The organism is Acidovorax sp. NN32 (assembly GCF_057597245.1).
The window spans coordinates 4,900,953-4,927,500 of sequence record NZ_CP199679.1 but is presented as its reverse complement, the minus strand read 5'-3'; the positions used below and the strand labels follow the sequence as shown (position 1 = coordinate 4,927,500).

Genomic DNA, 26,548 nt, shown 5'->3' with positions numbered 1-26,548 from the left:
CTGCGAGACTGACAAGTCGAGCAGATGCGAAAGCAGGACATAGTGATCCGGTGGTTCTGTATGGAAGGGCCATCGCTCAACGGATAAAAGGTACTCTGGGGATAACAGGCTGATACCGCCCAAGAGTTCATATCGACGGCGGTGTTTGGCACCTCGATGTCGGCTCATCTCATCCTGGGGCTGTAGCCGGTCCCAAGGGTATGGCTGTTCGCCATTTAAAGAGGTACGTGAGCTGGGTTTAAAACGTCGTGAGACAGTTTGGTCCCTATCTTCCGTGGGCGCTGCAGATTTGAGGAAGCCTGCTCCTAGTACGAGAGGACCGGAGTGGACACACCTCTGGTGTATCGGTTGTCACGCCAGTGGCATTGCCGAGTAGCTAAGTGTGGAAGAGATAACCGCTGAAAGCATCTAAGCGGGAAACTCGTTTCAAGATGAGATCTGCCGGGGCCTTGAGCCCCCTAAAGAGTCGTTCAAGACCAGGACGTTGATAGGTCAGGTGTGGAAGCGCAGTAATGCGTTAAGCTAACTGATACTAATTGCTCGTGCGGCTTGACCCTATAACTTTGATAGCCAATATGCAAACCGTAAGGAATGTGTGAAAAGCTCAAAGATTGTTATGCCAAGTTGACGCAGTCAAAAAACACAAAAATCTGATTCCAAACTCTATGAATTCGCCGAGCTGTTCCTCGAACAGCCCAGCACCCAGTTATGCCTGATGACCATAGCAAGTTGGTACCACTCCTTCCCATCCCGAACAGGACAGTGAAACGACTTTGCGCCGATGATAGTGCGGGTTCCCGTGTGAAAGTAGGTCATCGTCAGGCTCTTACAGCCCAGAAAACCCCAGTCTCATAAAGACTGGGGTTTTTTGCTTTGGGAGTGCACTGAAATGCGCATGATTGATCCTGGGGCGTCGCGGAGGGCAAGGGTGTTCGCCCCAATTCACGCCGACACTTTCTGGATGGGCCCACTGGTTTGATTGCATTTGTGGGTGAGTGACGTGGTATGTCCGGCGTCCCGAAAAGACGATTTACACGCGAATACCTGTTGAAGAGTATCGGGATACTGAATGGGCTCAGACCGGTAGTCGCCGACCCTGTTCGAACACCAGCAGTTCTCCCTTGCCAAAGGCCGTCCACTGCTCATTGGTGGTCAGTGGGCTGGTCACGATCACCGCCACCTCATCTTTTTCGTTCGTTTCCTTCGAAAAGTCCAGCAACACGTCTTCGTCGCTCAGTTGGGCGGATCCAAACGGGTGGCGCCTTTCGATGTAGTACAGGTTGGTGGACGCGTGTGCCCACAGCGCCAGCCCGTTGGACAACAAAAAATTGAACGTACCGTGGGGACTGATCCGGGACGCCAGCTCCTTCAGGGTCAATGTCAGTTCGGGGATGGGTGGAACCGTGGCGTGGGATTTCGCCAGCTCCTGCATGATCCAGCAGAACGCATGTTCGCTATCGGTATCGCCGACGGGACGGAAGTGTGAGTGCAGGCGGGGGCGGAAATCCTTGAGGTCTCCGTTGTGGGCAAACACCCAGTAGCGCCCCCACAGTTCCCGTACGAAGGGGTGGCAATTCTGCAGGCTGACCACGCCCTGCGTGGCCTTGCGGATGTGGGCGATGACGTTCTTGCTTTTGATCGGGTAGCGACGGATCAGCTCTGCCACAGGAGAGTTCACCGCCGCCTGGTGGTCCACAAAATGCCGCAGGCCTTTGTCTTCGAAAAAAGCAATCCCCCAGCCGTCGCTGTGGTGGTCGGTTTTACCGCCGCGTTGCGCAAACCCCGTGAAGCTGAAGGTCACATCGGTGGGGACATTGCAGTTCATGCCGAGCAGTTGGCACATGGCGGGAGTTCCGTTTCTAGGGTGTCGTGTGGGGCGATAGATGATGCCTGAAGCCGGACCGCCGCTGGGAGAGAGATGGTTGTCTGCAGTTCAGCGGGGCTTGGCCTCGCGCAGTTGCCAGGCGGCCACCAAGGCCAGCAGGCACAGAAAAGTCAGCATCAAGAAGGTTTCTCCAAAGGCGGCGATGCGGGCCGGATTGCTGCCACCAGCGGCCAGCGACGCGCCATGGGCAAGCAGCCGCCATTCGAGCACGATGCCACACAGGCTCACGCCCGCAGCACCGCCCAGCATGCGCAGGAAACCAATGGCGCTGGAGCCTTGGGAGATCAGTGACTTGTCCAGCGGCCGCATTGCACCGAGGTTGAGCGAGGGCAGGATGAACCCGAGCCCGATGCGTCCCAGTATCGCAAAAGCCACCAGCATCCAGAGGGGAGAACCCAGGCCCACGCACACCATAAGGCCAAAAGAAAGCGCCAACAGGCCCAACCCGGTGCTGACCAGAAGATGCGTGGGCAGGCGGTCTGCAAGCCGACCTACCACGGCGATGGTGGCTGCCAACACCAACCCGGCAGGCAGCATGAGCGTGCCCACATGCGAGGCCGACAACTCCAGCCCCAGTTGCATGAATACCGGAAGCAGGTAGGTGGACCCGAACAGGGCTGTGCCATAGATGAAGGCCACGACGCTGCCCATCGCAAACTGCCGGTACTGGAACAGCCGCAAGTCCATCAAGGGCTTGCGGCCCTGGTGGATCAGCCGCTGCTGCCAGGCAACGAATACACCGACCGCACAGGCTGCGCTCAGCAGCAGCACGACGGCCTCGGCCATGGAGCCGCCATGTAGCGACACCAGCCCATTGAGCAGGCACAGCGTGCCCATGGTGCCCAACAGCAGACCGCGCCAGTCCAGCGGCTCGCCCTGGCGGTTGGCCTCCACCCCGCCGGGTGCCGTGACGGGCACAAACTTGTAGGCCAGCCAGATCGAGGCCAGGCACAACGGTACAACCATGAAGAAGATGGAGCGCCAGCCAAACCAGTCCACCACCAGGCCCCCAATGCTGGGCCCGATCGCAGGTGCCAGCACGACCCCCATGCCAAAGATGCCACTGGCGCGGCCTTGTTCATGTGGCTGGAAGGCGTAGAGAATGATGACGGCGGGAATGGGCTGCACGACACCGGCGGCCAGGCCCTCGACAACCCGCGCGGCCAGCACCAGGCCGAAGTCCTGCGCGAGGCCGCCGCCCACGCCCCCCAGCAGCAACACCAGCATGGCGCCCACATAAGTGGCGCGGTAGCCGTAGCGCGACAGCAGCCAGGGCGTGGTGAGCATGGAGACCGTGGTGGCCACCATGAACCCCGAGGTGACCCATTGGGCGCGCTCCTGACCCAGCGTGAAATAGTGGCTCATGTCCGGGATGGCCACATTCACGATGGTGGAGGACATGATCGACGCCATGGTCCCCACCATGACCGAGAGCAAAAGCAGCCAGCGGTAGCGCTCGCCATAGCGCTCTCGCAGCACCGACAGGGAGTCGGGAGCGGCTGTCATGGGTGGGTCACTGTGCGCAACGGGTGAAAAGGGCCCAAGGGGCAGGGATGCAATGCGGCCGTGGGGTTGTCGCCTCACACGGCCGGACCGTGCTTCAGGTCAGCTGCGTTCCAGCCACAGCTTGCCGCCGGTGGCCCAGTTTTCGCGCTTCACATCGGTGATCAGGATGTCCACCGACTCGGGAGAGCCGCCCAGGACTTCGACGCTCACGCGGGTGATCTCTTCCACCAGCTTGCGCTTTTGTTCGACCGTGCGGCCTTCCATCATTTCAACGTGGTACGTGGGCATATCAGACTCCTTCAGGGCGTATCGCCGCAAAAAGCGGAAATCATATCGGCGCAGGCCCAGATGGGCGTGCAAAGGGTTGCTGATCGTTGTTGGAGGGCGTGCCGCAGGCCGGGCAGATGCAGGCCTGGCCCCGTTGCGCCTCGGGCACGGCGGCCAGGGCGGCCAGGGCGGCCGGTGCGATGGGCTGGGTCATGCACCAGCAGCTTTCTGGTGGGCGGCCTGCTGCCATGGCGCACTGGTTGGGTCCGCCGCACAGCGGGCAGCGGGACGGGCTGGAAAGGGGTGGGGTGGACATGGTGCCGGGCCGGTGGCAACGTGGGGCAACCAGTGTACGGCGAGGTGCAAAAGGGGGAGGCTCCTGCACTTAGCTGCCAGGGCTCACCCACGCGCGCGGAGCTAGGTTTCGTGGAGGGCGGCATGCTGTGGTGATCCGTCGAAAAAGAACACCAATAAAAAATAGCTGCCAGCGCCCACTGGTATTGCGCTAGAAGCTATTAAATGTGTAGTGATGTGGCGCCCTGCTGGGCGCTCACCACAGGGCCTTCGGGCGCCGGATCAGGCGGCCTGCGCGGCCTTCAGCTTCAGGCGCCAGGCGTGCAGCAGCGGCTCGGTGTAGCCACTGGGTTGCTCTATGCCCTTGAAGACCAGGTCGCAGGCCGCCTTGTAGGCCATGCTGGTGTCGAAGTGGCCGGCCATGGGCTGGTACAGCGGGTCGCCAGCGTTCTGGCCGTCCACCACGGCCGCCATGCGCTCGAACGTGGCGCGCACCTGCGCCTCGGTCACCACGCCATGGTGCAGCCAGTTGGCAAGATGCTGGCTGCTGATGCGCAGCGTGGCGCGGTCTTCCATCAGGCCCACGTTGTGGATGTCGGGCACCTTGGAGCAGCCCACGCCCTGATCCACCCAGCGAACCACGTAGCCCAGGATGCCCTGTGCGTTGTTGTCCAGCTCCTGCTGCTTTTCAGCGTCTGTCCAGTTCGGGTTGGCGCTGACGGGCACGGTCAGCAGGCCGGTCAGCAGGTTGTCGCGCTCGGCGTTCACATCGGTCTTTTCCAGCTCGATCTGGATGTCGCTCACTTTGACCTGGTGGTAGTGCAGCGCGTGCAGCGTGGCGCCTGTGGGGCTGGGCACCCAGGCGGTGTTGGCGCCCGCCTTAGGGTGGGCGATCTTTTGCTTGAGCATTTCAGCCATCAGGTCGGGCATGGCCCACATGCCCTTGCCGATCTGCGCCTTGCCGCGCAGGCCGCAGCTCAGGCCCACCAGCACGTTGTTCTTCTCGTACGACTGGATCCACGCACTGGTCTTCATGTCGCCCTTGCGCACCATGGGTCCGGCATGCATGGCGGTGTGCATCTCGTCGCCCGTACGGTCCAGGAAGCCGGTGTTGATGAAGGCCACGCGGCTTGATGCGGCAGCGATGCAGGCCTTGAGGTTGACCGAAGTCCGACGCTCCTCGTCCATGATGCCCAGCTTGACGGTGCTGTCGGGCAGGCCCAGCAGCTTCTCGACGCGGCCGAAGAGTTCAGCGGCAAAGCCGACTTCGGCGGGGCCGTGCATCTTGGGCTTGACGATGTAGACGCTGCCCTTGCGGGAGTTGCGGATGCCGTTTTGTCCATGGCCCTGCAGGTCGTGCAGTGCAATCGCCGTGGTCACCACCGCATCCATGATGCCTTCGGGGATTTCGCGCACGGCACCTTGTGCGTCCTTCCACAGGATGGCCGGGTTGGTCATCAGGTGGCCCACATTGCGCAGGAACATCAGCGAGCGGCCATGCAAGCGCACTTCGCCGCCTTGGGGGCCCGTGTAGATGCGATCAGGGTTCAGCCCGCGCGTGAAGGTCTTGCCGCCCTTGGCGACCTGCTCGGTCAGCGTGGCCTGGATGATGCCCAGCCAGTTGCTGTAGCCCAGCACCTTGTCTTCGGCGTCCACGGCGGCCACGGAGTCTTCCAGGTCCAGGATGGTGGAGAGGGCCGCTTCCAGCACCAGGTCGCTCACGCCCGCAGCGTCGCTCTGGCCGATGGGGGTAGACCGGTCGATCTGGATATCCAGGTGCAGGCCGTTGTGCTGCAGCAGCACCGATGAAGGCGCTGCTGCGCTGCCTTGGTAGCCCTTGAACTGCGATGCGTCCTTGAGGCCCGTGGTGCTGCCATTGGCGAGCGACACCACCAGCTGGCCGCCTTCTACCCTGTAGCCGGTCGAATCCTTGTGCGAGCCAGCAGCCAGCGGCGCCGTGTCGTCCAGCACCTGGCGCGCAAACGCAATCACCTTGGCGCCGCGCACGGGGTTGTAGCCCTTGCCTTTTTCGGCGCCGCCTTCTTCGCTGATCGCGTCCGTGCCATACAGCGCGTCATACAGGCTGCCCCAGCGCGCGTTGGCGGCGTTGAGTGCATAACGTGCGTTCAGGATGGGCACCACCAGCTGCGGGCCGGCCTGCGTGGCCAACTCGTCGTCCACGTTGGCGGTGGTCGCCTTCACGTCGGCGGGCTGGGGCACCAGGTAGCCGATCTTTTCGAGGAAGCTGCGGTAGGCCACCATGTCCTTGATGGGGCCGGGGTTGGCCTTGTGCCAGGTGTCCAGCTCGGTCTGCAGGCGGTCGCGCTCGGCCAGCAGGGCGATGTTCCGCGGGGCCAAGTCCGACACGATTGCGTCAAAGCCCTTCCAGAAGGCAGCGGCATCGACACCCGTGCCGGGCAGCACTTTGCCTTCGACAAAGCGGTACAGGGAGGTGGCCACTTGCAGGCCGTGGATTGCGGTGCGGTCGGTCATGGGGGTGCCTAAAGAGTTGAGTTGTTGAAACGTGGATCAAAGAAATGTCGGACCTTGGCGAGAAGGCCATGGACAGACTGTATTGCAAATGTTTCCCCACATAAATACGGTGAAAAGCTCGAAACCAGTGACTTTTACGCAAAACTGGTGACAGTCCGTAGTTGCACGGAATGGCGCACCGGCCGGTTAAGCACTACGCTGCGCGAAGAGCCAGGGCGGCCCCGCAACCTATTGCGAGGCCGTGATCTGGCTCATAAAAATAACCCCACCGGGAGACAAATCCATGCAGGCACCCCTGGCCGCTGGCGCGCTGAACGCTGCCTACAAGAACAAGATCGTCAGCGCCGCCGATGCGGTGCAGCTCATCCACGACGGCGACACCGTGGCCACCGGCGGTTTTGTGGGCATCGGCTTTGCCGAGAGCATCGCCGTGGCGCTGGCCCAGCGCTGGGAGTCCACGCAAACCCCGCGCGACCTCACCCTGGTCTACGCCGCAGGCCAAGGCGACGGCAAGCAGCGGGGCCTCAACCACCTGGGCCACGCCGGTTTGCTCAAGCGTGTGATCGGCGGGCACTGGGGCCTGGTGCCGCGCATCCAGAAGCTGGCGGTGGACAACCAGATCGAGGCCTGGAACCTGCCCCAGGGCGTGATCACACATTTGTTCCGCGACATCGCCGCGGGCAAGCCCGGCACGCTCACGCGCGTGGGTCTCGATACCTTTGTGGACCCGCGCCACGGCGGCGGCAAGCTCAACGCGCGCACCACCGACGACCTGGTGCGCGTCCTGCCCATCGACGGGCAGGACTACCTGTTCTACAAGGCCTTCCCGATCCACGTGGGCATCATCCGCGCGACCACGGCCGACGCGGACGGCAACCTCACCATGGAGCGCGAGGCGCTCACGCTCGAAGCGCTGGCGATTGCCATGGCTGTGCGCAACTCGGGCGGCGTGGTCATTGCGCAGGTCGAGCGCATCGCCGAGCGTGGGTCGCTCAACCCCCGCCAGGTCAAGGTGCCGGGCGTGCTGGTCGACGCCGTGGTGCTGGCCACCGAGCCCGCGCACCACCACCAGACCTTTGCCGAGCCCTACAGCGCCGCATTTGCTGGCGAGCTGCGCGTGCCCATGGACACGCTGGACGCGATGCCGCTGACCGAGCGCAAGATCATCGCCCGCCGCGCGGCGCTGGAGCTGCGCCCGCACCAGGTGGTCAACCTCGGCATCGGCATGCCCGAGGGCGTGGCCAATGTGGCGGCCGAGGAGCGCATCATCGACCTCGTCACGCTCACGGCCGAGCCCGGCGTGATCGGCGGCATCCCGGCGGGTGGCCTGAACTTTGGCGCGGCCGTGAACCCGCAGGCCATCATCGACCAGCCCAACCAGTTCGACTTCTACGACGGCGGTGGTCTCGACATCGCCATCCTGGGCCTCGCGCAGGCCGACCAGCACGGCAACCTCAACGTGAGCAAGTTCGGGCCGCGCCTGGCGGGTGCGGGCGGCTTCATCAACATCAGCCAGAACGCCAAGACCGTGGTGTTTGTCGGCACCTTCACGGCAGGCGCGCTGCAGGTGGAGGCCGTCGACGGCCACCTGCACATCCTGCACGAAGGGGGCGCACGCAAGTTCGTTCGCGAGGTGGAGCACCGCACCTTCAGCGGCGCCGAAGCCCTGCGGCGCGGCCAGCGCGTGCTGTATGTGACGGAGCGCTGCGTGTTCCGCCTCGTGCCCTCGGGCGAGCCGGAGGGCGGCGGCGCGCTGGAGCTGATCGAGCTGGCGCCCGGCATCGACCTGCACCGCGACGTGCTCGCCCACATGTCCTTCACGCCGCGCATCAGCCCTGGTTTGCAGACCATGGATATGCGCCTGTTCGAGCCCGGCCCGCTGGGCTTGCGCGAGCAGTTGCTCAACCGCCCGCTGGTGCAGCGCTTTGAGCTGGACGCCGCACGCCAACTGCTGCACATCGACTTCTCGGGCCTGCAGATCAACACCGCCAGCACCATCGACGCCATCGAGCAGGAGGTGCGCGGCCTGCTCGCCCCGCTCGCCGCACAGGGCGAGCGCGTGGGCGTGATCGTGAACTACGACCACTTCACCATCGCGCCCGACCTGGCGGATGCCTACACCGCCATGGTGCAGGGCCTCACGCGCGACCACTACGCGGAGGTCAAGCGCTACGGCACCGTGGGGTTCCTCAAGTCCCGATTGACCTGATTGCTATATTAATGATAGCTATCAAGGCAATGTGGTCGAGCGCAAGGGCCTGTCTTTGCTTCAAGTTTTTCAGCCACCGGGTGCCGCCGCGCTGCAGCGGCCGTGTGCAGGCCCCCGCGTGGATGTCTCCATAATCACCGCCCATGGACAAACTCAAGGCCTTCGAATCCTTTGTATCGGTGGCCACGCGCGGCAGCCTCACTGCAGCCGCCAAGGCCGAGGGCGTGGCGCCCGCCATCATGGGCCGTCGGCTGGATGCGCTCGAAGAGCACCTGGGCGTGAAGCTCTTGGTGCGCACCACCCGCCGCATCAGCCTCACGCACGAGGGCAGCGCGTTTCTGGAGGACTGCCAGCGCCTGCTGGCCGATGTGGCCAATGCCGAGGCCAGCGTGTCCGAAGGCGGCGTCAAGGCCACGGGCCATTTGCGCATCACCGCCCCGGCTGGTTTTGGCCGCCGCCATGTGGCGCCGCTGGTGCCGCGTTTTCGCTCGGCGCACCCGGACGTGACCATCTCTCTCAACCTCAGTGACCGCGTGGTGGACCTGGCGGGCGAAGGCTTTGACTGCGCCGTGCGCGTGGGCGATTTGCCCGATTCGTCGCTGGTGAGTGTGCGCATTGCCGACAACCGCCGCCTGTGCGTGGCCACACCCGAATACCTGGCCCGGCGCGGCACCCCGCGCGCCCCGGCCGAGCTGGTGCAGCACGACTGCCTCACGCTGTCGAGCGACGCCTCGCAGACGCGCGGCTGGGCGTTCAGAGTGCCGCACGCCGATGGCTCCACCGAGGTCATGCACCTCAAGCCCGGCGGGCCGCTTGACTGCTCCGACGGCCAGGTGCTGCACGACTGGTGCCTGGGTGGCTGGGGCATTGCCTGGCGCAGCACCTGGGAGGTCGAGGCCGAGATCGCCGCAGGCCGCCTGGTGGCAGTGCTGGAGGACTTTGCCGCGCCGCCCAACGGCATCTATGTGGTCTTCCCCCAGCGCAAGCACCTGCCCTTGCGCGTGCGGTTGTGGATCGAGCACCTCAAGCACCAGTACGCGCAGCCCGCTTTCTGGAAAGGCCCGCAGGCCGGCGGTTGATTGCCCCCGTGGCAGACTGCACAACACTCCATGTCCTCCGTGCCCACGCTCCTCGTCGCTGACGACCACCCCCTGTTCCGCGCGGCCGTGCTGCACGTGCTGCGCGAGCGCCTGCCCCAGTACCGCACGCTGGAGGCGGCCAGCGCCGCCACGCTGGGCATGGCGCTGCAGGAGCACCCAGAGATTGAGCTGGTGCTGCTGGACCTGAGCATGCCCGGCACGCGCGGCTTCTCGGCCCTTCTGCATGTGCGCGGCGAATACCCCGAGCTGCCCGTGGTCATCATCTCGTCCAACGACCACCCGCGCGTCATCCGCCGCGCCCAGCAGTTTGGCGCGGCGGGCTTCATCCCCAAGTCCGCGCCTGCCGACGCCATGGGCGACGCCATCCAGGCCGTGCTGGACGGCGGCAGCGGGTTCCCGCCCATGGCGGCCGAGCGCTCCGAGGCCGACGCCGAGCTGGCCGCGCGGCTGGCGCAGCTCACGCCGCAGCAGTTTCGTGTGCTGCTGTGCCTGGCCGATGGGCTGCTCAACAAGCAGATCGCCGCCACGCTGGGGTTGGCGGAGAACACGGTGAAGGTGCACGTGACCGCAATCCTCAAGAAACTGGCCTGCTACAGCCGCACGCAGGCGGCGGTGCTGGTCAAAAGCCTGGAGGCAGAAGGGATGGAGCCGGATTGACGGGGTGGTTTTGAGAAAAATAGGCTCTAGCGCTTATTAGATAAGCGCAAGCAGCTATGAAAAGAGGAGTGAGGGAATGGATTACTCAGCGCTGCAAGCCAGGCTGCGCAGTTTTGCCGCAGCCCGGGATTGGCAGTCTCGCCACACACCCAAGAACCTGGCCATGGCGCTGACGGTGGAGTCGGCGGGGCTGCTGGAGATGTTCCAGTGGACGACGCTGAGCGAATCGCGGGGTGTTGTGCGCGATCCCGCCCACAAAGAGCGCGTGGCCCATGGGATTGCAGACGTGCTGCTTTGCCTGCTGCAGATGGCAGACCAGACGGAGGTGGACCTTCCAGAGGCCGTGGAGCAATCACTGCGTGCGAAGGCGCTTGAACACCCACCCAAGCACCCGGAGCTGGAGCCTCGTATGCCCAATGCCGCCGTGGCTGTTGTGCCCGCACCTACAGCCCCCAGGGTGCACCTGCTCGTTGATTGGGAAAACGTACAGCCCAAGGGCGATGAACTCAAGACATTGGTGCCACAGGGCACGGATGTGTGGCTGTTCCATGGCCCACATCAGACAGTGGATGCTTCGGGGCATCAGCAGGTTTACGGGGCAGAGCAGGTGACGCAGGTCCCGAGAACGGGCTCGGGCAGAAACGCTCTGGATTTTCAGCTGGCTTACTACGTCGGGTACATCTCGGCCCGTCAGCCGGAGGGTACGTTTGTGGTCGTCTCCAACGACCAGGGGTATGAACCCATGTTGGAGCATGCAAGGGAGCTGGGGTTTGATGCGCAGCGGTGTGGGTTCCGCAGGATGCCGACACCGCCCGGTGCATCCACAGCCCTGAAGTCCGCGCCTTTGCCGCAGCCGCAGCCAGCGCCTCCTTTGGCGGCGAACCCCGTGGTGGAGGCGACGGTCAAGATAACAGCAAAAGCTGTAGCACCATGGCCCCCGCCTGCAAAAGCAGCTCCGGCCCGCACCCAGGCCACACGGGCAGACATGCAGCAACTGCTGGCCCAACTGGGCGGGCTGTCTCCATCCCACCGCCCCGCGCAAAAGGACGCGCTGTTGGCGCTGATGCAAAGCTGGTTGGGCGAGTCCAGTGCCCGGTCGCCGCGCACATCGCACGCCTTGGCCCAGTTACAAGCGCGAAAGCGGGTGGTGGTCAAGGGCGAGGCGGTGTCCTATCCGCCCGTGGTGGTGGCCCAGCCTGTGGCGAAAACGTCCGCCGCGAAGGCGGCTTCTTCAAAAGCAGGAACTGCAAAGGCCGCGCCTGCCAAGAAGGTATCCGCTTCCAAAGCGCCCGCACAACTGCCAGTGCCGAAGAAATCTGCCGTTTCAGCCCTACCCAAGTCGCACGTCCCTGCCGCTGGTAAGACTGCTGCAAAGGCTGCGCAACCCCCCACCGTAGCCCAGGTGGCGCGGGCGGTGTTGGCCAGCCTTCAGAAGATGAGCAAGAACAAGCCTCGGCAACGCTCAGGCTTGCTCAAGCATATCCAGACCCACTCTGCACGGGCAGAAGACCCAGCGACCATGGCGCAGCGTGTGCTGAGCTTGCTGGAAGCACGTAAGGATGTTGTCACTGCATCGGATGGCAAAGGGATTACCTATTTGACATTGAAATAGGCACGCAGCGCTTATCAATAAAGCGCTTAAAGCTATCGAAAATATAGCTTTAAAGCTTACCCTGCTGCAACCTCAGCAGCGTCTGGCTCACCAGCGCCCGCAGCGCGGGGGCCCGCACCGGCTTGGCCAGAAAGCCCCAGCCGCGTTCGGCGGCCTGGCGGCGCAGGGTGGCGTCGCGTTCGGCGGTGACCAGGATCACGGCGGGGGCCTGGCCCCAGCGCTGGCACAGCTCCGTGTAGACATCGGGGCCATGGTGGTGGCTGCCCAGGTGCACGTCCAGCAGCACCAGCTGGGGCGCCTGGCCGGGTTGGGCTGCGGCTAGCGCTTCGGGTGCGCCACCGGCCAGGGGCACTGCGCAGCCCCAGCGCTGCAGCAGGGCTTGGGTTGCGGCGCAGGTGGGGCCGTCGTCCTCAATCACCCAGGCGCTGCTGCCTTGCAGGGGGGCATCGTCGGCGGGTTGCTGTGTGGTGGCAGGGGCGGCGGCAGCCTGCTGCGCGGCGGCGGGGTTGCCCAGCGGCACACACACCCAGAACACGCTGCCGCGCCCCAGTTGCGAGCGCAGGCCAATGTCGTGCCCCAGCAGGCGGCCCAGGCGTTCGACGATGGCCAGGCCTAGGCCTGCGCCCCGGTCGTCGGCGCGGCCCTCGTCCAGACGGCGGAACTCTTCGAAAATTTCACGCTGCAGCGCCTCGGGGATGCCGGGGCCCTGGTCATGCACCTCGATGCGCAGGTGGTCATTGCCCACCCTGCGGCAGCCCACCACGATGCGCCCCCGCCGGCTGTAGCGGATGGCGTTGGAGACAAAGTTCTGCAGGATGCGGCGCAGCAGGTTGTCGTCGGTGCGCACCACGGCGCGCGTGGGCACGCAGCGCAGTTGCAGGCCCTGGCTTTCGGCCAGCACGCCAAAGTTGTGGCCCAGCACCTGCAAGAGTGGCCCTAGGGCCACGTCGTGGATGTGCACATCGAACTGGCCCGATTCCATGCGCGAGATGTCGAGCAGGCTGTTGAGGATGGCGTCCTGCGCGGCCAGGGCGCCGTCGATGCTGTCCACGGCGTGCCGTTCGGCGTCACCCGGCAGATGGCTGCGCAGCAGCGAGGTGAACATGCGCGCGGCGTTCAGGGGCTGCAGCAGATCGTGCACGGCGGCGGCCACAAAGCGGGTCTTGGAGCGGTTGGCCTGCTCGGCCTCGCGCCGCGCGGCGTCCAGGTCGCGGGTGCGGTCGGCCACACGCTGCTCCAGCGCATCGGCCAGCGATCGCAGCTCGCGCGCGGCGTTCTTGTAGCTGGTGATGTCGGCGTAGCTGGTCACAAAGCCGCCTTCGGGCAGCGGGTTGCCCCGGATCTCCAGCACGGTGCCGTCGCCCTTGGCGCTTTCGTGCAGGTGTGGCGTGCCGCTGCGCAGGTGGGCCAGCCGGCGTGCGATGGCTTCTTCCACCGGGCCGGGCCCCAGCAGGCCCCGACGCGCGTTATGGCGCATCAGGTCGGCAATGGGCTGGCCCACGCGCATCAGGTCTGCCGGGAAGCGAAACAGCTGCACATAGCGCGAGTTCCAGGCCACCAGGTTCAGGTCGGCGTCGATGATGACCACGCCCTGCGGCAGATGTTCCAGGCTGCGCGAGAGGCCCGTGTCGGTCTGCTGGGCGGCCTGCTGCGCCGCCTGCACGATGCCGTCCTGCGCGGTGCGCAGCTCCTGGGCGTGCTGGCGCAACACGGTCTCCAGCTCCTGGCGGCTGCGCTGGCGCAGGCTGGACAGGCGCTGGCGCTGGCGCACAAACAGCACGAGCAGGCCCAGCGCCAGCCAGCCGCCCGCGCCTGCCGCAGCGGCCCACCGGCTGTCCGCGAAGCTGTTGTGTGTCTCGTGCAGCAGGTGCAGCTGCCACGGGGTGCCGGGCAGGGGCTGGGTCCGCCACAGCACGCGGCCGGGCAGGGCAGGGGCCTGCACGCTGACCAGCCGACCGCCAGTGTCCAGGGCTTCCACCACGCGGACTTCCAGCGGGCGCAGCGGCTGGTCGGCGTACTGCCGGGTGGCGTTCAGCTCGCGGCGTTCCGCATCGTCCAGTGGCTCCAGCAGGCGGTAGCGCCACGCATCCTGGCTGGCCAAAAAAACCACGCCATGCGCGTCCGACGCCAGCACGATGTCGGTGGTCTGCAGCCACTCGCGTTCCAGCTCCTGCAGCGCGATCTTGATGGCCACCAGCCCCAGCGTCTGGCCATGGTCGTCGTGGATGGCCTGAGACAGAAAGTAGCCCGGCTCACCCGTGGTCACGCCAATGCCATAGAAGCTGCCGCGCCCCTGGGCCAGCGCCTGCTGCACGTAGGGGCGAAAGCTGTAGTCCACCCCCACATTGCTGGTGGCCGTGCGCCAGTTGCTGGCGGCCACGGCCAGGCCGTCGCGGTTGAGCAGGGTAAGGGTGGAGGATTGGCTGGCACCGTTGGCCTGCTCCAGCTTGCGGTTGAGCTGCTCCCCATCGGCCGCACTCAGTGGGTGGGTCAGCGCGTTGCGCAGCTGTGCATCCAGCGCCAGCACTTCGGGCAGGGTGCGGTAGCGGTCGATGCGCTGGGCCAGGGCCTGGCCGTAGAGCGCCAGTTGGCCCTGCACGCTGCGGTTTTCTTCCTGCAGTGAACGCTGCCAGGCCCATTGGCCGGCGATGAACATGCTGCCCACCATGCCCCCAAGCAGGATCAGCAGGGTCCAGAATTTTCGGAGGCGGGGCGTCATCGTCATGGGGAAAATTTGTTCCAGGCGCGGTCCGTAGGCTGGGATGTTGCGGGGAGCGAGTGTGCCGCATCCCGGCCAGGTGCTAGGTGTTTTCCCTATATTGGGGCAAGCGGCGCCCTATGGCGGTGCCCCTGACTAATACCAATAGGTTATCGGCTCAAACAGCGTGCGGCGGTACAAACGGCACCCTCGACGCACCCCGGTGGTGCAGTCTTTCGTGATTTCAGGAGACCTCCATGCACGCCATTTCCGCCCCCACAGCCCACCCCGTGCGGCTGCCTTTTTACCGGCAGCTGTATTTCCAGGTGGTGCTCGCCATCGTCCTGGGTGTCTTGCTCGGGCATTTTGAACCCGCCTATGGCGAGGCGCTCAAGCCGCTGGGTGATGCCTTCATCAAGCTGGTCAAGATGATCATCGCGCCGGTGATCTTCCTGACCATCGTGACCGGCATTGCGGGCATGTCGCAGCTGAGCAGCGTGGGCCGCGTGTTTGGCAAGGCCATGGCGTACTTTTTGTTCTTCTCCACGCTGGCCCTGGTGGTGGGTCTGGTGGTGGCCAACGTGGTGCAGCCAGGCGCGGGCATGAACATCAACGTCGCCGATCTGGACCAGACGGCCGTGAAGAGCTACGTGGCCAAGTCGCATGAGATGAGCCTGACCGGGTTTGCGATGGACATCATCCCCAAGACGCTGGTCAGCCCCTTCGTGGGCGACAACATCCTGCAGGTGCTGCTCGTGGCCGTGCTGTTTGGCTTGGGCCTGGCACTGGTGGGTGAGGCGGGCCGTCCGGTGCAGCATTTTCTGGAAGCGCTGACCACCCCCGTGTTCAAGGTGGTGGGCATTGTGATGAAGGCCGCGCCCATCGGTGCGTTCGGCGCCATGGCGTTCACCATCGGCAAGTTTGGCCTGGGTTCGCTGGTCAATCTGGCCTGGCTGGTGGGCTCGTTCTACATCACCTCGCTGCTGTTCGTTGTGGTCATCCTGGGCTTTGTGGCCCGGCTGTGCGGCTTCTCGGTGTTCAAGCTGTGCCGCTACCTCAAGGCCGAGCTGATGCTGGTGCTGGGCACCTCGTCGTCTGAATCCGCCTTGCCCTCGCTGATGGAAAAGATGGAAAAGGCCGGTTGCAGCAAGTCGGTGGTGGGTCTGGTGGTGCCCACGGGCTATTCCTTCAACCTGGACGGCACCAACATCTACATGACGCTGGCCGCGCTGTTCATCGCCCAGGCCACCAACACCGAACTGACACTGGGCCACCAGGTGGCGCTGCTTCTGGTGGCGATGCTCAGCTCCAAAGGCGCAGCAGGCGTGACCGGTGCAGGCTTCATCACCCTGGCCGCCACCCTGGCCGTGGTGCCTGAAGTGCCGGTGGCCGGCATGGCGCTGATTCTGGGTGTGGACCGCTTCATGAGCGAATGCCGCTCGCTGACCAACTTCATTGGTAACGCCGTGGCCACCGTGGTGGTATCCCGTTGGGAAAACGCGCTGGACCATGAGCGCCTGGATGCCGCGCTGAACGGTCATCCCCTGCCCGCCCCGGCCACTGCCATGGCTCCGGTGGTGCCTGCGGATGTGCCCGCAGGCGCGATGGCCCGCACGGTGGCCTGATCGCGTCCGCTCCGGTGTTCGGTCAAAGCGGCGCAGGCTCTCGGGTCTGCGCCGCTTTTTTTGGGGGGGACGCAATGCGGTGGCACACATACCGGCATGCCGCGTTGCGCGGCGGTCGCGAAATTCCTCAAGCAAAATGGCGGCCACCCGGGTTTCAGAAAAGCAGCGCGCACTGAGGTCCTGGGTTTTGCAAAGGAAACCCCCATGACCCTCGAAGCCGTCCTCGCCGCCCTGCACCTGGTGGCCATCCTGACCTTTGTGGTCTTTTTATCGAGCCAAGCGGCGCTGTGCCGCATGGAGTGGATGAACGCCGCTGTGGTCGAGCGTCTGGCGCGGCTGGATGTGATCTACGGTGTGGCGGGGGCGCTGATGATCGCCAGCGGCGTGGCGCGTGTCCTCTGGGGCATCAAGGGGGCTTCGTGGTATCTCTCGCAGCCGCTGTTTCACATCAAAATCACCATCATTCTGGTCATGATTCTCCTGTCCTTCTGGCCTTCGCTGGTGTTTCGCCGCTGGCGCCATGCCCTGCGCAGCACGGGGGCACTGCCAGCGGCGCAGGAGGTGGCCAAGGTACGCCGCCTCGTGATGATCCAGTCCCACGTGTTGCCCGTGGTGGCGGTGATCGCGGTGTTCTGGGCGCGGGGCTGGTAGGCGTCGCAAGAAAGACGTTCCGCCCAGAAAAAAGCCGCTGACCCTGCACGGGCAGCGGCTTTCTTTGTTTTGGCAGGGCTTATTTGTTCTTCAAGCATTCGCTCATGAAGGCCTTGCGCTCGTCGCCCTTGAGCGTCTTGGCTTTTTCGTCGGCGTTGCAGGCCTTCATCTTGTTTTGCTGGGTTTCTGGCTTGTTGCTCAGGCAGGTCTTCATGAAAGCCTTGCGCTCGTCGCCCTTCTTGTCCGCCGCTTCCGCATTGCAGGTGGCCATGCGGGTCTGCTGCTTGGTGGGCGCGGCGGCCGATGCCGCAGGCGCTGCCGGCGTGGCGGGGGGTGCTGCCGTGGCCGGGGCGGCGGCCTTGGCTCCGGCGGCAGGGGCGTCGGCAGCGTGGGCTGCGCCGAACGAAAGGACCAGGCTCAGGGCTGTCAGGGAGAGAAGCTTGTTCATAGGGGCTCCAGTAGAGTGTGGCATCTGACGCAACCTGCGTCGGATTGCCCGATTACAACGTATGCCCTGGAGACGGGGCTGACACGCCGCAGGCCAGGCCATGATTCTTTACGATCTGTTGCGTACTGGCTGCGCAGGGCTGCTTTGGCGGTGCTGGCGGCATGCTCGGTGAGCGCCCCGGCCCGGCCCCGTAAAATCCGCCGATGCTCACAGCCAAAAATGAATTGCTCGCTGCGCTTACAGCCGAGCTGGAAGTCCTGTCCCCTGGCGCTGGCGCCAAGGCGGCGTTTGAATCCCCCAAGGTGGCGGCCCATGGCGACTTCGCCTGCACCGCCGCCATGCAACTGGCCAAGCCGCTCAAGCTCAATCCCCGCGCCTTGGGTGAACAGCTCAAGGCCGCACTGGAGGCCACGCCCGCCTTCACCCGCTGGGTGGATGCCATTGAAATCGCCGGACCGGGCTTTCTGAACATCCGCTTGAAGCCAGCCGCCAAGCAGGAAGTCGTGCGCGAGGTGCTGGCCGCTGGCGAGCGTTTCGGCTATCAACCCGACAACGGCCAGCGCGTGCTGGTCGAGTTTGTCTCGGCCAACCCCACCGGCCCCCTGCACGTGGGCCACGGCCGCCAAGCTGCTTTAGGCGATGCCATCTGCAACCTGTTCAGCACCCAGGGCTGGAACGTGCACCGCGAGTTTTATTACAACGATGCTGGTGTGCAGATCGATACGCTGACCAAGAGCACGCAGCTGCGCGCCAAGGGCTTCAAGCCCGGCGACGACTGCTGGCCCACCGACAGCGACAACCCGCTGGCCAAGAACTTCTACAACGGTGACTACATCGCCGACATTGCCGAGGCCTTCAAGGCCAAGGCTACGGTGAAGGCCGACGACCGCGAGTTCACGGCCAACGGCGACGTAGAGGACTACGACAACATCCGCCAGTTCGCCGTGGCCTACCTGCGCAACGAGCAGGACAAGGACCTGCAGGCGTTCAACCTGCACTTTGACGAGTACTACCTGGAGTCCAGCCTGTACACCAGCGGCCGCGTCGAGGCCACGGTGAACAAGCTCGTCGCCAATGGCAAGACCTACGAGCAAGATGGCGCGCTGTGGCTGAAAAGCACGGACTACGGCGACGACAAGGACCGCGTCATGCGCAAGCAGGACGGCTCCTTCACCTACTTCGTGCCCGATGTGGCGTACCACATCGCCAAGTGGGAGCGTGGCTTCACGAAGGTCGTCAACATCCAGGGCACGGATCACCACGGCACCATTGCCCGCGTGCGCGCGGGCTTGCAAGCGGCCGACGTGGGCATTCCGCAGGGCTACCCCGACTATGTGCTGCACACGATGGTGCGTGTGGTCAAGGGCGGTGAAGAGGTCAAGATCAGCAAGCGCGCAGGCAGCTATGTCACGCTGCGCGACCTGATCGAATGGACCAGCAAGGACGCCGTGCGTTTCTTCTTGCTCTCCCGCAAGCCCGATACCGAGTACACCTTCGACGTGGACCTGGCCGTGGCGCAGAACAACGACAACCCCGTGTACTACGTGCAGTACGCGCATGCCCGCATCCAGTCGGTGCTGCGCGCGTGGCAAGAGGCTGGCGGTGGCAACGTGGCTTCGCTGCACGACGTTGATCTGTCGGCTCTCGAAGGCCCACAGGCCCAGGCGCTGATGCTGCAGCTGGCCAAGTACCCCGAAATGCTCACGGCTGCGGCCGACGGCGAAGCCCCGCACGATGTGACCTTCTACCTGCGCGACCTTGCCGCCAGCTACCACAGCTACTACGACGCCGAGCGCATCCTGGTGGATGACGAGGCCGTGAAGAATGCCCGCCTGGCGCTGGTCGCCGCCACCGCGCAGGTATTGCACAATGGCCTGGCCGTGCTGGGCGTGTCGGCTCCAGCCAGAATGTAAGCAGTCACTATGAAGAAACAACAGACGGGCGGGACCATCGTCGGCTTTATCGTTGGGGTCATCGTGGGCCTGGGCGCTGCCTTGGCTGTGGCGGTGTACGTGACCAAGGTGCCGGTGCCCTTCCTCAACAAGGGCAATGGCCGGGGCGTGGACATGGACGCCGCCGAGACCCAGAAGAACAAGAACTGGGATCCCAATTCGCCTTTGTATGGCAAGAACCCGGCTCGCCCGGCAGCCCCGCCCGCTGTGGCTGCCTCGGCGCCCACCCCGGCCGCGCCGGATGCTCGGGCTGTGGCATCGGCGCCTGCACCCAAGCCCGCTGCCAGCAAGCCCGAGGCCAAGGCTGAAACCAAGCCCGGCGCCGACCCGCTGGGCGATCTGGCCGTGGCCAAGGCTGCTGCCAAGGGCAATCTGGACCCGTTCGACTACTTTGTCCAGGCCGGGGCTTTCCGCACCCAGGCGGACGCCGATGCGCAGCGCGCCAAGCTGGCCATGCTGGGCTGGGAGGCCCGCGTGAGCGAGCGTGAGCAAAATGGCCGGGCGGTGTTCCGCGTGCGTGTGGGGCCGTTCACCAAACGCGACGACGCCGAGCAGCTCAAGGAGAAGCTCGATGGCGCCGGTCTGGAGTCGGCGCTGGTGCGCGTGCAGCGCTGACGCGCCAGACTTCGGGTGGCTGAACTTTTTGCGGGGGCATGGCTCACATCCCCCAGACCTGTAACAGGAGAGTCTTTGTCATGAAACGCCGTGAGTTTTCTTTGTCCGCCGCCTCGGCGGTTGCCGCTTCCGCCCTGACGTTGCCAGTGGCCACCCCCGCGCTGGCTCAGGCCCGCCAGTTCAAGGAGGGCAAGGACTTCCGGCGGCTGGACAAGCCGGTAGCGCCCGACGCGCCTGCGGGCAAGGTCGATGTGATCGAGTTCTTCTGGTACAGCTGCCCCCACTGCAACGCCTTTGAACCCGCGCTCGACGCCTGGGTCAAGGCCGCCCCCAAGGACCTCTCCGTCCGTCGTATGCCCGTGGCCTTCAACGCGAGCTTTGTGCCCCAGCAAAAGTTGTACTACGCCCTGGAAGGCATGGGCAAGCTCGAAGCCCTGCACGCCAAGGTGTTCCGCGCCATCCATGTGGAAAAGCAGAAGCTGGCCAAGGACGACGAAATTTTTGCCTGGGTGGCCCAACAGGGTGTGGACGCCACCAAGTTCAAGGAAATCTACACCTCGTTCAGCGTGTCCAACCAAGTTCGCCGTGCTTCGCAACTGCAGGACGCCTACGGTGTGGAGGGCGTGCCCTCGATGGGTGTGGCGGGCAAGTTCTACACCGATGGCACCATGGCGGGCAGCATGCAAAACGTGCTGCAGGTGGTGGAACATTTGGCGACAGTGGCCCGCAAAGGCTGACGGTTTTCGCCCGGCCGCCGGTTCCCATTGGCAAAAGCCCGCACATGCGGGCTTTTTTCATGGAGGAACGCGACGGGGTGGCTACAATGATTGCAAGATTCGTGCCCTATGAACCATCGCCTCCTTCCGATCCTCCTGCTCGCGGCCCTGGCCTGCACCTTCGGTGTGGCCCATGCCGAAAAGGCCGACCGCGCCAAGCCCATGAACATCGAGGCGGACGCTTTGCGCCACGATGAGCTCAAGCAAACCAGCGTGTTCTCTGGCCGCGTGGTCATGACCAAGGGCTCCATCGTGCTGCGTGGCGCGCGGCTGGATGTGCGTCAGGATGCCGATGGCTACCAGTACGGTGTGGTCACGGCAGAGCCTGGCAAGCGCGCCTTCTTCCGGCAAAAGCGCGACACCCTGCCGGGAGCACCCGACGAGTTCATCGAAGGCGAGAGCGAAGTCATCGAGTACGACGGCAAGGCCGACAACGTGCGCTTCATCACCCGTGCCGAGTTGCGCCGCTACCGGGGCGCTGTGCTCAGCGACGAGATCACCGGCGCCGTGATTGTCTACAACAACCTGACCGACGTGTTCTCCGTGGACGGAAAGCGCACCGCCACCAACGCTGCGGGCGATGCCCCCGCGCCGGGCAGCCGCGTGCGCGCCGTGCTGGCCCCCAAAGATCCACCGCCCGCTGCGGCGGCCCCCGAGGCGGCGTCCCCGGCCTCAGCCCCGGCGCTGCGCCCCAGCAACAGCCTTGGCGGCGGCGCCAAGTGAGTGGGCCCGCTGTGAGTACCGGTCCTGACACTCAGGCGGGCAGCCGCCTGGGGCCTGATTCCCAGGCGGGCAGCCGCCTGGAGGTGCAGCACCTGGCGAAGTCTTATGGCAGCCGCAAGGTCGTCAAGGACGTTTCGCTGGTCGTGCAAAAAGGTGAGGTCGTGGGGCTGCTCGGCCCCAACGGCGCGGGCAAGACCACCTCGTTCTACATGATCGTGGGCCTGGTGCGCAGCGACGAGGGAGACATCCGCATCGACGGCCAATCGGTGGCCCACATGCCCATCCACCGGCGCTCGCGCCTGGGCCTGTCGTACCTGCCTCAGGAAGCCTCGATCTTTCGCAAACTCACGGTCGAAGAGAACGTGCGCGCCGTGCTGGAACTGCAGCGTGGTGATGACGGTCAGCCGCTCTCGCGCGACGCCATCGAGGAGCGCCTGACGGCCCTGCTCCAGGAGCTGCGCGTGGACCACCTGCGCGCCTCGCCCGCCATGGCCCTGTCCGGCGGCGAGCGCCGCCGCGTCGAGATTGCCCGGGCCCTGGCCACACAACCGCGTTTCATCCTGCTGGACGAGCCCTTTGCCGGCATCGACCCCATTGCCGTGATCGAGATCCAGCGCATCATCGGCTTCCTGAAGGCGCGGGGCATCGGCGTGCTCATCACCGACCACAATGTGCGCGAAACCCTGGGCATCTGCGACCACGCCTTCATCATCAGCGATGGCCGCGTGCTCGCGCAGGGCACGCCGTCCGAGATCGTGGACAACGCCGAGGTACGACGTGTTTACCTTGGCGAACACTTCAGGATGTAGACATGGCCCCCACGCTTGTCACTTCGTGTACTGCGCTGCCCCCCGAAGGGGCCTTCACGCCTTGGGGCGGCCCGGCGGCGCTCAATCAATGAAGCCTGGACTCTCGCTGCGCGTCTCGCAGCATCTTGCATTGACCCCCCAGCTTCAGCAGTCCATTCGGCTGCTGCAGTTGTCCACGCTCGAACTCTCGCAGGAAGTCGAGCAGATGCTCGACGAAAACCCGTTCCTCGAACGCAATGCCGACGAAGCTCCGCGCGAGGAGTTTGGCCTGGAAGCCGCCGACACGCCCGCGCAGCCCGATGAGTACAGCGCCGATGATGCTATATTTTCAGGAGCTAGCAGCGCAAGCAGCACAAGCGCTGAAGGCCAAAATGATGCTGAAACGCCGAGTGCTGGCGCTGACGAGCCTGACTGGAGCGGTGACGGCACGGTAGAAATGGCGCCCAACGACGCGGAGTGGGGCGGGGATGCGCCCGCCCGCAACCGCAACGACTCCGAAGGCGACGAGGCCGACGCCACCGAGCTGGCCCGTTCGCATGAATCGCTGACCGCCTTTTTGCACCGTCAGGCACTGGCGCTGCGCTTGTCAGAGATTGACCGCGCAGCGCTGCGTTTTCTCATTGAATCGCTCAACGACGACGGCTACCTCGAAGAGTCGCTGGAAGAGCTGGCTATCAGCCTGGCCGGGCCGGACGACCTGGAGCAGATTGAAGAGCTGGTGCACCGCTTCACCGTGGCCCAGCGCCTGCTGCAAAGCCTGGAGCCCACCGGCGTGGGCGCGCGCAACCTGGCCGAATGCCTGACGCTGCAGCTCACGGCGCTGGCTGCCGACGAGGACAGCGATGCTGACCCCGACACGGTGCAGACCGCGCTGCGCATTTGTCAGCAGCCGCTGGAGATGCTGGCCCGCCGCGACATCCGCCGCCTGACGCAGCTGTGTGGCGACGGCGAAGAGCGCACTCGCGCCGCCATGGCGCTGATCGCTCGCCTGGAGCCCCGCCCCGGCCGTCGCTTTGCCGACGTGGAGCGCAACATCATCATTCCCGATGTCATCGTGCGCAAAGCCGGGCGTGCCAATGGACGCGATGGCCAGCACAACTTCATCGTCAGCCTCAACCCCGATGTGATGCCGCGCCTGCGCGTGCACGACATCTATGCTGGCGCCCTGCGCGGCCACAAGGGCGGCGAGGGTCACCAGGGCATGCAGCAGCGCCTGCAGGAGGCGCGCTGGTTCATCAAGAACATCCAGCAGCGCTTTGACACCATCCTGCGCGTCTCGCGCGCCATCGTGGAGCGGCAAAAAAGCTTCTTCACCCACGGCGAGTTGGCCATGCGCCCGCTGGTGCTGCGCGACATCGCCGACGAACTGGGCCTGCACGAATCCACCATCAGCCGCGTGACCACCGCCAAATACATGGCTACGCCAATTGGCACGTATGAGCTGAAGTACTTCTTTGGCTCCGGCCTTGGCACCGAGACCGGCGGCAACGCATCTAGCACCGCCGTGCGCGCCCTCATCAAGCAGTTTGTGGCCGCAGAAAGCCCCGCCAAGCCGCTGTCCGACAGCCAGATCGCTGAGATGCTCAAGGAACAGGGCATCGAGTGCGCACGCCGCACCGTGGCCAAGTACCGCGAAGCGCTCAAGATCGCGCCGGCCAACCTGCGCAAGGCGCTGTAGGTACCCCGGTTGGGGGCGCATGGCTCGCCCTGTTTGAATTTTTCGTTTTTCTATCCGCCACCCCACCATGGCCCGCATCGTCTTCGACCTCCCCCCGCACTTCGGCTTTGCCACCGAGCTGCAGATCTACATCAGCCACGTCAACCAGGGCGGGCACCTGGACAACGCGCAACTGCTGAGCCTGGTCTCTGAAGCGCGGGTGCGCTTCTTCCAGTCGCTGGGCTACCCCGAGGCCGACGTGGGCGGGCTGTCCATCGTGGTCGGCGACATCGTGGCGCAGTACAAGTCCGAAGGTTTCCATGGCGAGACCATGCGCGTGGAGATGGCGCCTGCGGACTTCAACCGCTATGGGTTTGACCTGGTCTTTTGCATGACCGAGAAGACCTCAGGCCGCGAGGTGGCGCGCGGCAAGATCGGCATCGTCTTCATCGGCAAGGCCGACCGCAAGGTGGCGCCGATCCCCGAATCCATCCGCCAATTGCTGCTGGCCCGCGCGGGAACGCCGGATTCCCACGCATTGTCTGAGCGCGTATCCTCCCCATCGACATGAACCAACTCCAACTTTTTCTCCCCTGCGCCGCTGGTGTGGAGGGCTTTCTGGCCGACGAGGTGCATGGCATCACCGGCCTCACGGGGCAAGACCTGCTGGTCGGCCGCGGCGGCGTGCTGCTGCGCGCCTCGTGGCGCGAGGCGCTGCTGCTCAACCTGCACAGCCGCCTGGCCCAGCGCGTGCTGGTGCAGCTGGCGCACCGCCCGTACCGCTCCGAGAACGATCTCTATGCCATGGCCAGCGACGTGGCCTGGGAAATCTGGTTCACCACGCGCCAGACCTTCAAGGTCGAGGTGACGGCCCAGCACAGCCCGCTGCAGAGCCTCAACTTCGCAGGTCTCAAGGTCAAAGACGCAGTGGCCGACCGCTTTCGCGCCAAAAGCGGCGTGCGGCCCGACGTGAACACCCAGTGGCCCGATGTGCGCATCCACCTGCACCTGACCACCGACGAGGCCACGATCTACATCGACACCTCGGGCGAGCCGCTGTTCAAACGCGGCTGGCGCGAGGACAAGGGCGATGCGCCACTGAAAGAAACCCTGGCCGCCGCCATGATCGCCGCCAGCGGCTGGGACCCGCATGGCGACAACCCCCAGCCGCTGTACGACCCCTGCTGCGGCAGCGGCACCATCGTGATCGAGGCCGCGCAGATCGCCTGCCGCATCCCGGCGGGCATGCTGCGGCGTTTTGCGTTCGAGAAGCTGCTGCCGTTCCAGGCCCATGTCTGGGATGCTATTAAAAACGAAGCTGAAAGCGCAATACAGACAAGCGCTGTGCCCCTGTTTGGCAGTGATGTGGCCTTCCGCATGGTCGACTTTGCGCAGCGCAATGCTGAGCGCGCAGGCGTGGCCGAGGCCGTGCAGCTGCGCGGCGGCGACGCCCTGCAGCGCATGCCACCGTGCGACCAGCTTGGCGTGATGCTGCTCAACCCGCCCTACGGCGAGCGCATTGCTGCCGCAGGTAGCGCCGGCCGCAACGCCAGCGAGCGAGCTGCCGACCGTGCCCAGGGCATGGCCGTGGGCCGGGAAGAGGCGCAGACCGAGGATGGCGGCGAATTCTTCAGCCAGCTGGCCTCGCACTGGAAGAAGAACTACGCTGGTTGGCAGGCCTGGATGCTCACACCCGACCTCAAGCTGCCCGGCAAGATGCGCCTGAAAGAATCGCGCCGCGTGCCGATGTGGAACGGCCCCATCGAATGCCGCCTCTTCCGCTTCGACATGATCAAGGGCGCGGTGCGCGACCGTGCTGCAAAACCCGCCCCTGACCACGACCCGCGCAATGCAGGTTGAACTGCGCCTGCCCGCCGAGGCCGCACAGGGCGAACCCGCCCGCCCTGTGGTGGTGGACACCAACGTCGCGCTCGACCTGCTGATCTTCAGCGACCCGCGCACCGCCCCCCTGCGCGCACTGCTGGCCCAAGGGCGCCTGGCCTGGATAGCGACCCAGGTCATGCGCGACGAACTGGAGCGTGTGCTGGCCTATCCGCACATCGTTGGGCGCATGGACTACTACCGCGTGGATGCAGCGCAGGTACTCGCTGCATTTGATGCGCAGGCGCGGCTGGTGGAGATCGCGCCCAAGGTGCCCTATGTCTGCAAGGACGCGGACGACCAGAAGTTCATCGACCTGGCGGCGGCACACCGGGCGATTTTGCTGAGCAAGGACAAGGCGGTGATCTGTATGCGCAAGCGCTTGATGAATTTCGGGGCGGATGTGGCGACTGCGCTGGTGCTGGAGGCGGAGGTAGCAGCACTTGCGGTTTGATAGGCCTGCCAAGTCTTCGACAAGATCGTGGGGACTGTTACCCTCCGATGATCGTGTATCACCGCCCATGAGTTCAAGGCGGCACTTCCTCTGGCATACCGCTGGCGCTGTCTCATTTTTTGCGAGGCCGTCTTTGGCTCAAAGTCTTCCGTCGTCAATCCTTCGTGATCTCCCCTGGTCTTTTTCTGAGCCGTCTTGCCAGGATGTGGAGACTTTGCTCTCAGCCCTGCGTGAGT

General features: G+C 64.9%; 22 protein-coding genes and 2 rRNA genes (1 of these 24 running past the window's edge). 17 read left to right on the top strand and 7 right to left on the bottom strand.

Annotation, left to right across the window (positions count from 1 at the left end):
- Both ACT89O_RS22795 and rrf read left to right on the top strand, forming a co-directional pair.
- Window positions 1-557, top strand: a 23S ribosomal RNA gene (locus tag ACT89O_RS22795) (it extends 2,322 nt beyond the left edge of the window).
- Between the two features lie 154 nt (window positions 558-711).
- A 5S ribosomal RNA gene (gene rrf, locus ACT89O_RS22790) occupies window positions 712-824 on the top strand.
- A 251-nt stretch (window positions 825-1,075) separates the two neighbouring features.
- On the opposite strand, the gene ACT89O_RS22785 is transcribed toward rrf, so the two are convergent.
- The 5 genes from ACT89O_RS22785 to ACT89O_RS22765 form a co-directional block, all read right to left on the bottom strand.
- Window positions 1,076-1,843, bottom strand: a complete 768-nt coding sequence (locus ACT89O_RS22785; RefSeq protein ID WP_487261277.1) for a class II glutamine amidotransferase — start codon at window positions 1,841-1,843, stop codon at window positions 1,076-1,078.
- Window positions 1,844-1,933: 90 nt separating this feature from the next.
- A complete protein-coding gene (locus ACT89O_RS22780; protein WP_487261276.1) occupies window positions 1,934-3,391 on the bottom strand; it encodes a DHA2 family efflux MFS transporter permease subunit in 1,458 nt (485 codons plus the stop codon).
- Window positions 3,392-3,490: 99 nt separating this feature from the next.
- On the bottom strand, window positions 3,491-3,679 hold the full coding sequence (locus tag ACT89O_RS22775) for a 4-oxalocrotonate tautomerase (RefSeq protein WP_063462131.1): 189 nt from the start codon (window positions 3,677-3,679) through the stop codon (window positions 3,491-3,493).
- A 40-nt stretch (window positions 3,680-3,719) separates the two neighbouring features.
- Window positions 3,720-3,974 carry a cysteine-rich CWC family protein gene (locus ACT89O_RS22770; RefSeq protein WP_487261275.1) on the bottom strand — a complete coding sequence of 85 codons (255 nt, stop codon included), beginning with the start codon at window positions 3,972-3,974 and terminating at the stop codon, window positions 3,720-3,722.
- A gap of 260 nt (window positions 3,975-4,234) precedes the next feature.
- Window positions 4,235-6,445 (bottom strand): malate synthase G, encoded by a 2,211-nt coding sequence (locus ACT89O_RS22765; RefSeq protein WP_487261274.1) that lies wholly within the window; start codon window positions 6,443-6,445, stop codon window positions 4,235-4,237.
- A 283-nt stretch (window positions 6,446-6,728) separates the two neighbouring features.
- On the opposite strand from ACT89O_RS22765, the gene ACT89O_RS22760 reads away from it, so the two are divergent.
- The 4 genes from ACT89O_RS22760 to ACT89O_RS22745 all read left to right on the top strand — a co-directional run bounded on the left by ACT89O_RS22760 (window position 6,729) and on the right by ACT89O_RS22745 (window position 12,023).
- Window positions 6,729-8,654, top strand: coding sequence for an acyl CoA:acetate/3-ketoacid CoA transferase (locus tag ACT89O_RS22760; RefSeq protein WP_487261273.1), 1,926 nt, complete (start codon window positions 6,729-6,731; stop codon window positions 8,652-8,654).
- Window positions 8,655-8,797: 143 nt separating this feature from the next.
- Window positions 8,798-9,733 (top strand): LysR family transcriptional regulator, encoded by a 936-nt coding sequence (locus tag ACT89O_RS22755; RefSeq protein ID WP_487261272.1) that lies wholly within the window; start codon window positions 8,798-8,800, stop codon window positions 9,731-9,733.
- 30 nt (window positions 9,734-9,763) lie between these two features.
- Complete coding sequence (locus ACT89O_RS22750; RefSeq protein ID WP_487261271.1) at window positions 9,764-10,411, top strand: response regulator; 648 nt, start codon at window positions 9,764-9,766, stop codon at window positions 10,409-10,411.
- A gap of 409 nt (window positions 10,412-10,820) precedes the next feature.
- Window positions 10,821-12,023, top strand: a complete 1,203-nt coding sequence (locus tag ACT89O_RS22745) for a PIN domain-containing protein (protein ID WP_487261270.1) — start codon at window positions 10,821-10,823, stop codon at window positions 12,021-12,023.
- A gap of 49 nt (window positions 12,024-12,072) precedes the next feature.
- Here the strand turns inward: ACT89O_RS22745 and ACT89O_RS22740 are convergent, their stop codons facing one another.
- Window positions 12,073-14,748 (bottom strand): hybrid sensor histidine kinase/response regulator, encoded by a 2,676-nt coding sequence (locus tag ACT89O_RS22740; protein ID WP_487261269.1) that lies wholly within the window; start codon window positions 14,746-14,748, stop codon window positions 12,073-12,075.
- Between the two features lie 230 nt (window positions 14,749-14,978).
- Here ACT89O_RS22740 and ACT89O_RS22735 point away from each other — a divergent pair, with 230 nt between their 5' ends.
- Window positions 14,979-16,346 (top strand): dicarboxylate/amino acid:cation symporter, encoded by a 1,368-nt coding sequence (locus tag ACT89O_RS22735; RefSeq protein ID WP_487261268.1) that lies wholly within the window; start codon window positions 14,979-14,981, stop codon window positions 16,344-16,346.
- A gap of 204 nt (window positions 16,347-16,550) precedes the next feature.
- Window positions 16,551-16,997 carry a DUF2214 family protein gene (locus tag ACT89O_RS22730; protein ID WP_055397981.1) on the top strand — a complete coding sequence of 149 codons (447 nt, stop codon included), beginning with the start codon at window positions 16,551-16,553 and terminating at the stop codon, window positions 16,995-16,997.
- A 79-nt stretch (window positions 16,998-17,076) separates the two neighbouring features.
- Here the strand turns inward: ACT89O_RS22730 and ACT89O_RS22725 are convergent, their stop codons facing one another.
- Complete coding sequence (locus ACT89O_RS22725; RefSeq protein ID WP_487261267.1) at window positions 17,077-17,445, bottom strand: PsiF family protein; 369 nt, start codon at window positions 17,443-17,445, stop codon at window positions 17,077-17,079.
- Between the two features lie 203 nt (window positions 17,446-17,648).
- Between ACT89O_RS22725 and argS the strand changes: the two genes are divergently transcribed.
- The 9 genes from argS to ACT89O_RS22680 all read left to right on the top strand — a co-directional run bounded on the left by argS (window position 17,649) and on the right by ACT89O_RS22680 (window position 26,312).
- A complete protein-coding gene (gene argS, locus ACT89O_RS22720; protein WP_487261266.1) occupies window positions 17,649-19,358 on the top strand; it encodes an arginine--tRNA ligase in 1,710 nt (569 codons plus the stop codon).
- A gap of 9 nt (window positions 19,359-19,367) precedes the next feature.
- Window positions 19,368-20,012, top strand: a complete 645-nt coding sequence (locus ACT89O_RS22715; protein ID WP_055397987.1) for an SPOR domain-containing protein — start codon at window positions 19,368-19,370, stop codon at window positions 20,010-20,012.
- An 80-nt stretch (window positions 20,013-20,092) separates the two neighbouring features.
- A complete protein-coding gene (locus ACT89O_RS22710; RefSeq protein WP_218301425.1) occupies window positions 20,093-20,749 on the top strand; it encodes a thiol:disulfide interchange protein DsbA/DsbL in 657 nt (218 codons plus the stop codon).
- 108 nt (window positions 20,750-20,857) lie between these two features.
- Window positions 20,858-21,511 carry a lipopolysaccharide transport periplasmic protein LptA gene (gene lptA, locus ACT89O_RS22705; protein WP_055402492.1) on the top strand — a complete coding sequence of 218 codons (654 nt, stop codon included), beginning with the start codon at window positions 20,858-20,860 and terminating at the stop codon, window positions 21,509-21,511.
- Window positions 21,512-21,522: 11 nt separating this feature from the next.
- Complete coding sequence (gene lptB / locus ACT89O_RS22700) at window positions 21,523-22,320, top strand: LPS export ABC transporter ATP-binding protein (protein ID WP_055402495.1); 798 nt, start codon at window positions 21,523-21,525, stop codon at window positions 22,318-22,320.
- Window positions 22,321-22,408: 88 nt separating this feature from the next.
- Window positions 22,409-23,998: an RNA polymerase factor sigma-54 gene (locus tag ACT89O_RS22695; RefSeq protein WP_487261265.1), complete on the top strand. Its 1,590-nt coding sequence runs from the start codon at window positions 22,409-22,411 to the stop codon at window positions 23,996-23,998.
- 67 nt (window positions 23,999-24,065) lie between these two features.
- A complete protein-coding gene (locus ACT89O_RS22690; RefSeq protein ID WP_055402488.1) occupies window positions 24,066-24,548 on the top strand; it encodes an acyl-CoA thioesterase in 483 nt (160 codons plus the stop codon).
- Complete coding sequence (locus ACT89O_RS22685) at window positions 24,545-25,837, top strand: THUMP domain-containing class I SAM-dependent RNA methyltransferase (protein ID WP_487261264.1); 1,293 nt, start codon at window positions 24,545-24,547, stop codon at window positions 25,835-25,837. Before ACT89O_RS22690 ends, ACT89O_RS22685 begins: the two co-directional genes overlap by 4 nt.
- Window positions 25,827-26,312: a putative toxin-antitoxin system toxin component, PIN family gene (locus tag ACT89O_RS22680; protein ID WP_228899242.1), complete on the top strand. Its 486-nt coding sequence runs from the start codon at window positions 25,827-25,829 to the stop codon at window positions 26,310-26,312. The genes ACT89O_RS22685 and ACT89O_RS22680 overlap by 11 nt, the downstream gene beginning before the upstream one ends.
- The last annotated feature ends 236 nt before the right edge of the window (window positions 26,313-26,548 follow it).

Bases quoted from the DNA above. Each gene is read 5' to 3' on its own strand.
- ACT89O_RS22740 (WP_487261269.1), bottom strand. From the start codon at position 14,748: ATGACGATGACGCCCCGCCTCCGAAAATTCTGGACCCTGCTGATCCTG.
- ACT89O_RS22750 (WP_487261271.1), top strand. From the start codon at position 9,764: ATGTCCTCCGTGCCCACGCTCCTCGTCGCTGACGACCACCCCCTGTTC.
- argS (WP_487261266.1), top strand. From the start codon at position 17,649: ATGCTCACAGCCAAAAATGAATTGCTCGCTGCGCTTACAGCCGAGCTG.
- ACT89O_RS22775 (WP_063462131.1), bottom strand. From the start codon at position 3,679: ATGCCCACGTACCACGTTGAAATGATGGAAGGCCGCACGGTCGAACAA.
- ACT89O_RS22730 (WP_055397981.1), top strand. From the start codon at position 16,551: ATGACCCTCGAAGCCGTCCTCGCCGCCCTGCACCTGGTGGCCATCCTG.
- ACT89O_RS22695 (WP_487261265.1), top strand. From the start codon at position 22,409: ATGAAGCCTGGACTCTCGCTGCGCGTCTCGCAGCATCTTGCATTGACC.
- ACT89O_RS22685 (WP_487261264.1), top strand. From the start codon at position 24,545: ATGAACCAACTCCAACTTTTTCTCCCCTGCGCCGCTGGTGTGGAGGGC.
- ACT89O_RS22715 (WP_055397987.1), top strand. From the start codon at position 19,368: ATGAAGAAACAACAGACGGGCGGGACCATCGTCGGCTTTATCGTTGGG.
- ACT89O_RS22765 (WP_487261274.1), bottom strand. From the start codon at position 6,445: ATGACCGACCGCACCGCAATCCACGGCCTGCAAGTGGCCACCTCCCTG.
- ACT89O_RS22755 (WP_487261272.1), top strand. From the start codon at position 8,798: ATGGACAAACTCAAGGCCTTCGAATCCTTTGTATCGGTGGCCACGCGC.
- ACT89O_RS22745 (WP_487261270.1), top strand. From the start codon at position 10,821: ATGCCCAATGCCGCCGTGGCTGTTGTGCCCGCACCTACAGCCCCCAGG.
- ACT89O_RS22770 (WP_487261275.1), bottom strand. From the start codon at position 3,974: ATGTCCACCCCACCCCTTTCCAGCCCGTCCCGCTGCCCGCTGTGCGGC.
- ACT89O_RS22680 (WP_228899242.1), top strand. From the start codon at position 25,827: ATGCAGGTTGAACTGCGCCTGCCCGCCGAGGCCGCACAGGGCGAACCC.
- ACT89O_RS22780 (WP_487261276.1), bottom strand. From the start codon at position 3,391: ATGACAGCCGCTCCCGACTCCCTGTCGGTGCTGCGAGAGCGCTATGGC.
- ACT89O_RS22760 (WP_487261273.1), top strand. From the start codon at position 6,729: ATGCAGGCACCCCTGGCCGCTGGCGCGCTGAACGCTGCCTACAAGAAC.
- ACT89O_RS22710 (WP_218301425.1), top strand. From the start codon at position 20,093: ATGAAACGCCGTGAGTTTTCTTTGTCCGCCGCCTCGGCGGTTGCCGCT.
- lptA (WP_055402492.1), top strand. From the start codon at position 20,858: ATGAACCATCGCCTCCTTCCGATCCTCCTGCTCGCGGCCCTGGCCTGC.
- ACT89O_RS22690 (WP_055402488.1), top strand. From the start codon at position 24,066: ATGGCCCGCATCGTCTTCGACCTCCCCCCGCACTTCGGCTTTGCCACC.
- ACT89O_RS22725 (WP_487261267.1), bottom strand. From the start codon at position 17,445: ATGAACAAGCTTCTCTCCCTGACAGCCCTGAGCCTGGTCCTTTCGTTC.
- ACT89O_RS22735 (WP_487261268.1), top strand. From the start codon at position 14,979: ATGCACGCCATTTCCGCCCCCACAGCCCACCCCGTGCGGCTGCCTTTT.
- ACT89O_RS22785 (WP_487261277.1), bottom strand. From the start codon at position 1,843: ATGTGCCAACTGCTCGGCATGAACTGCAATGTCCCCACCGATGTGACC.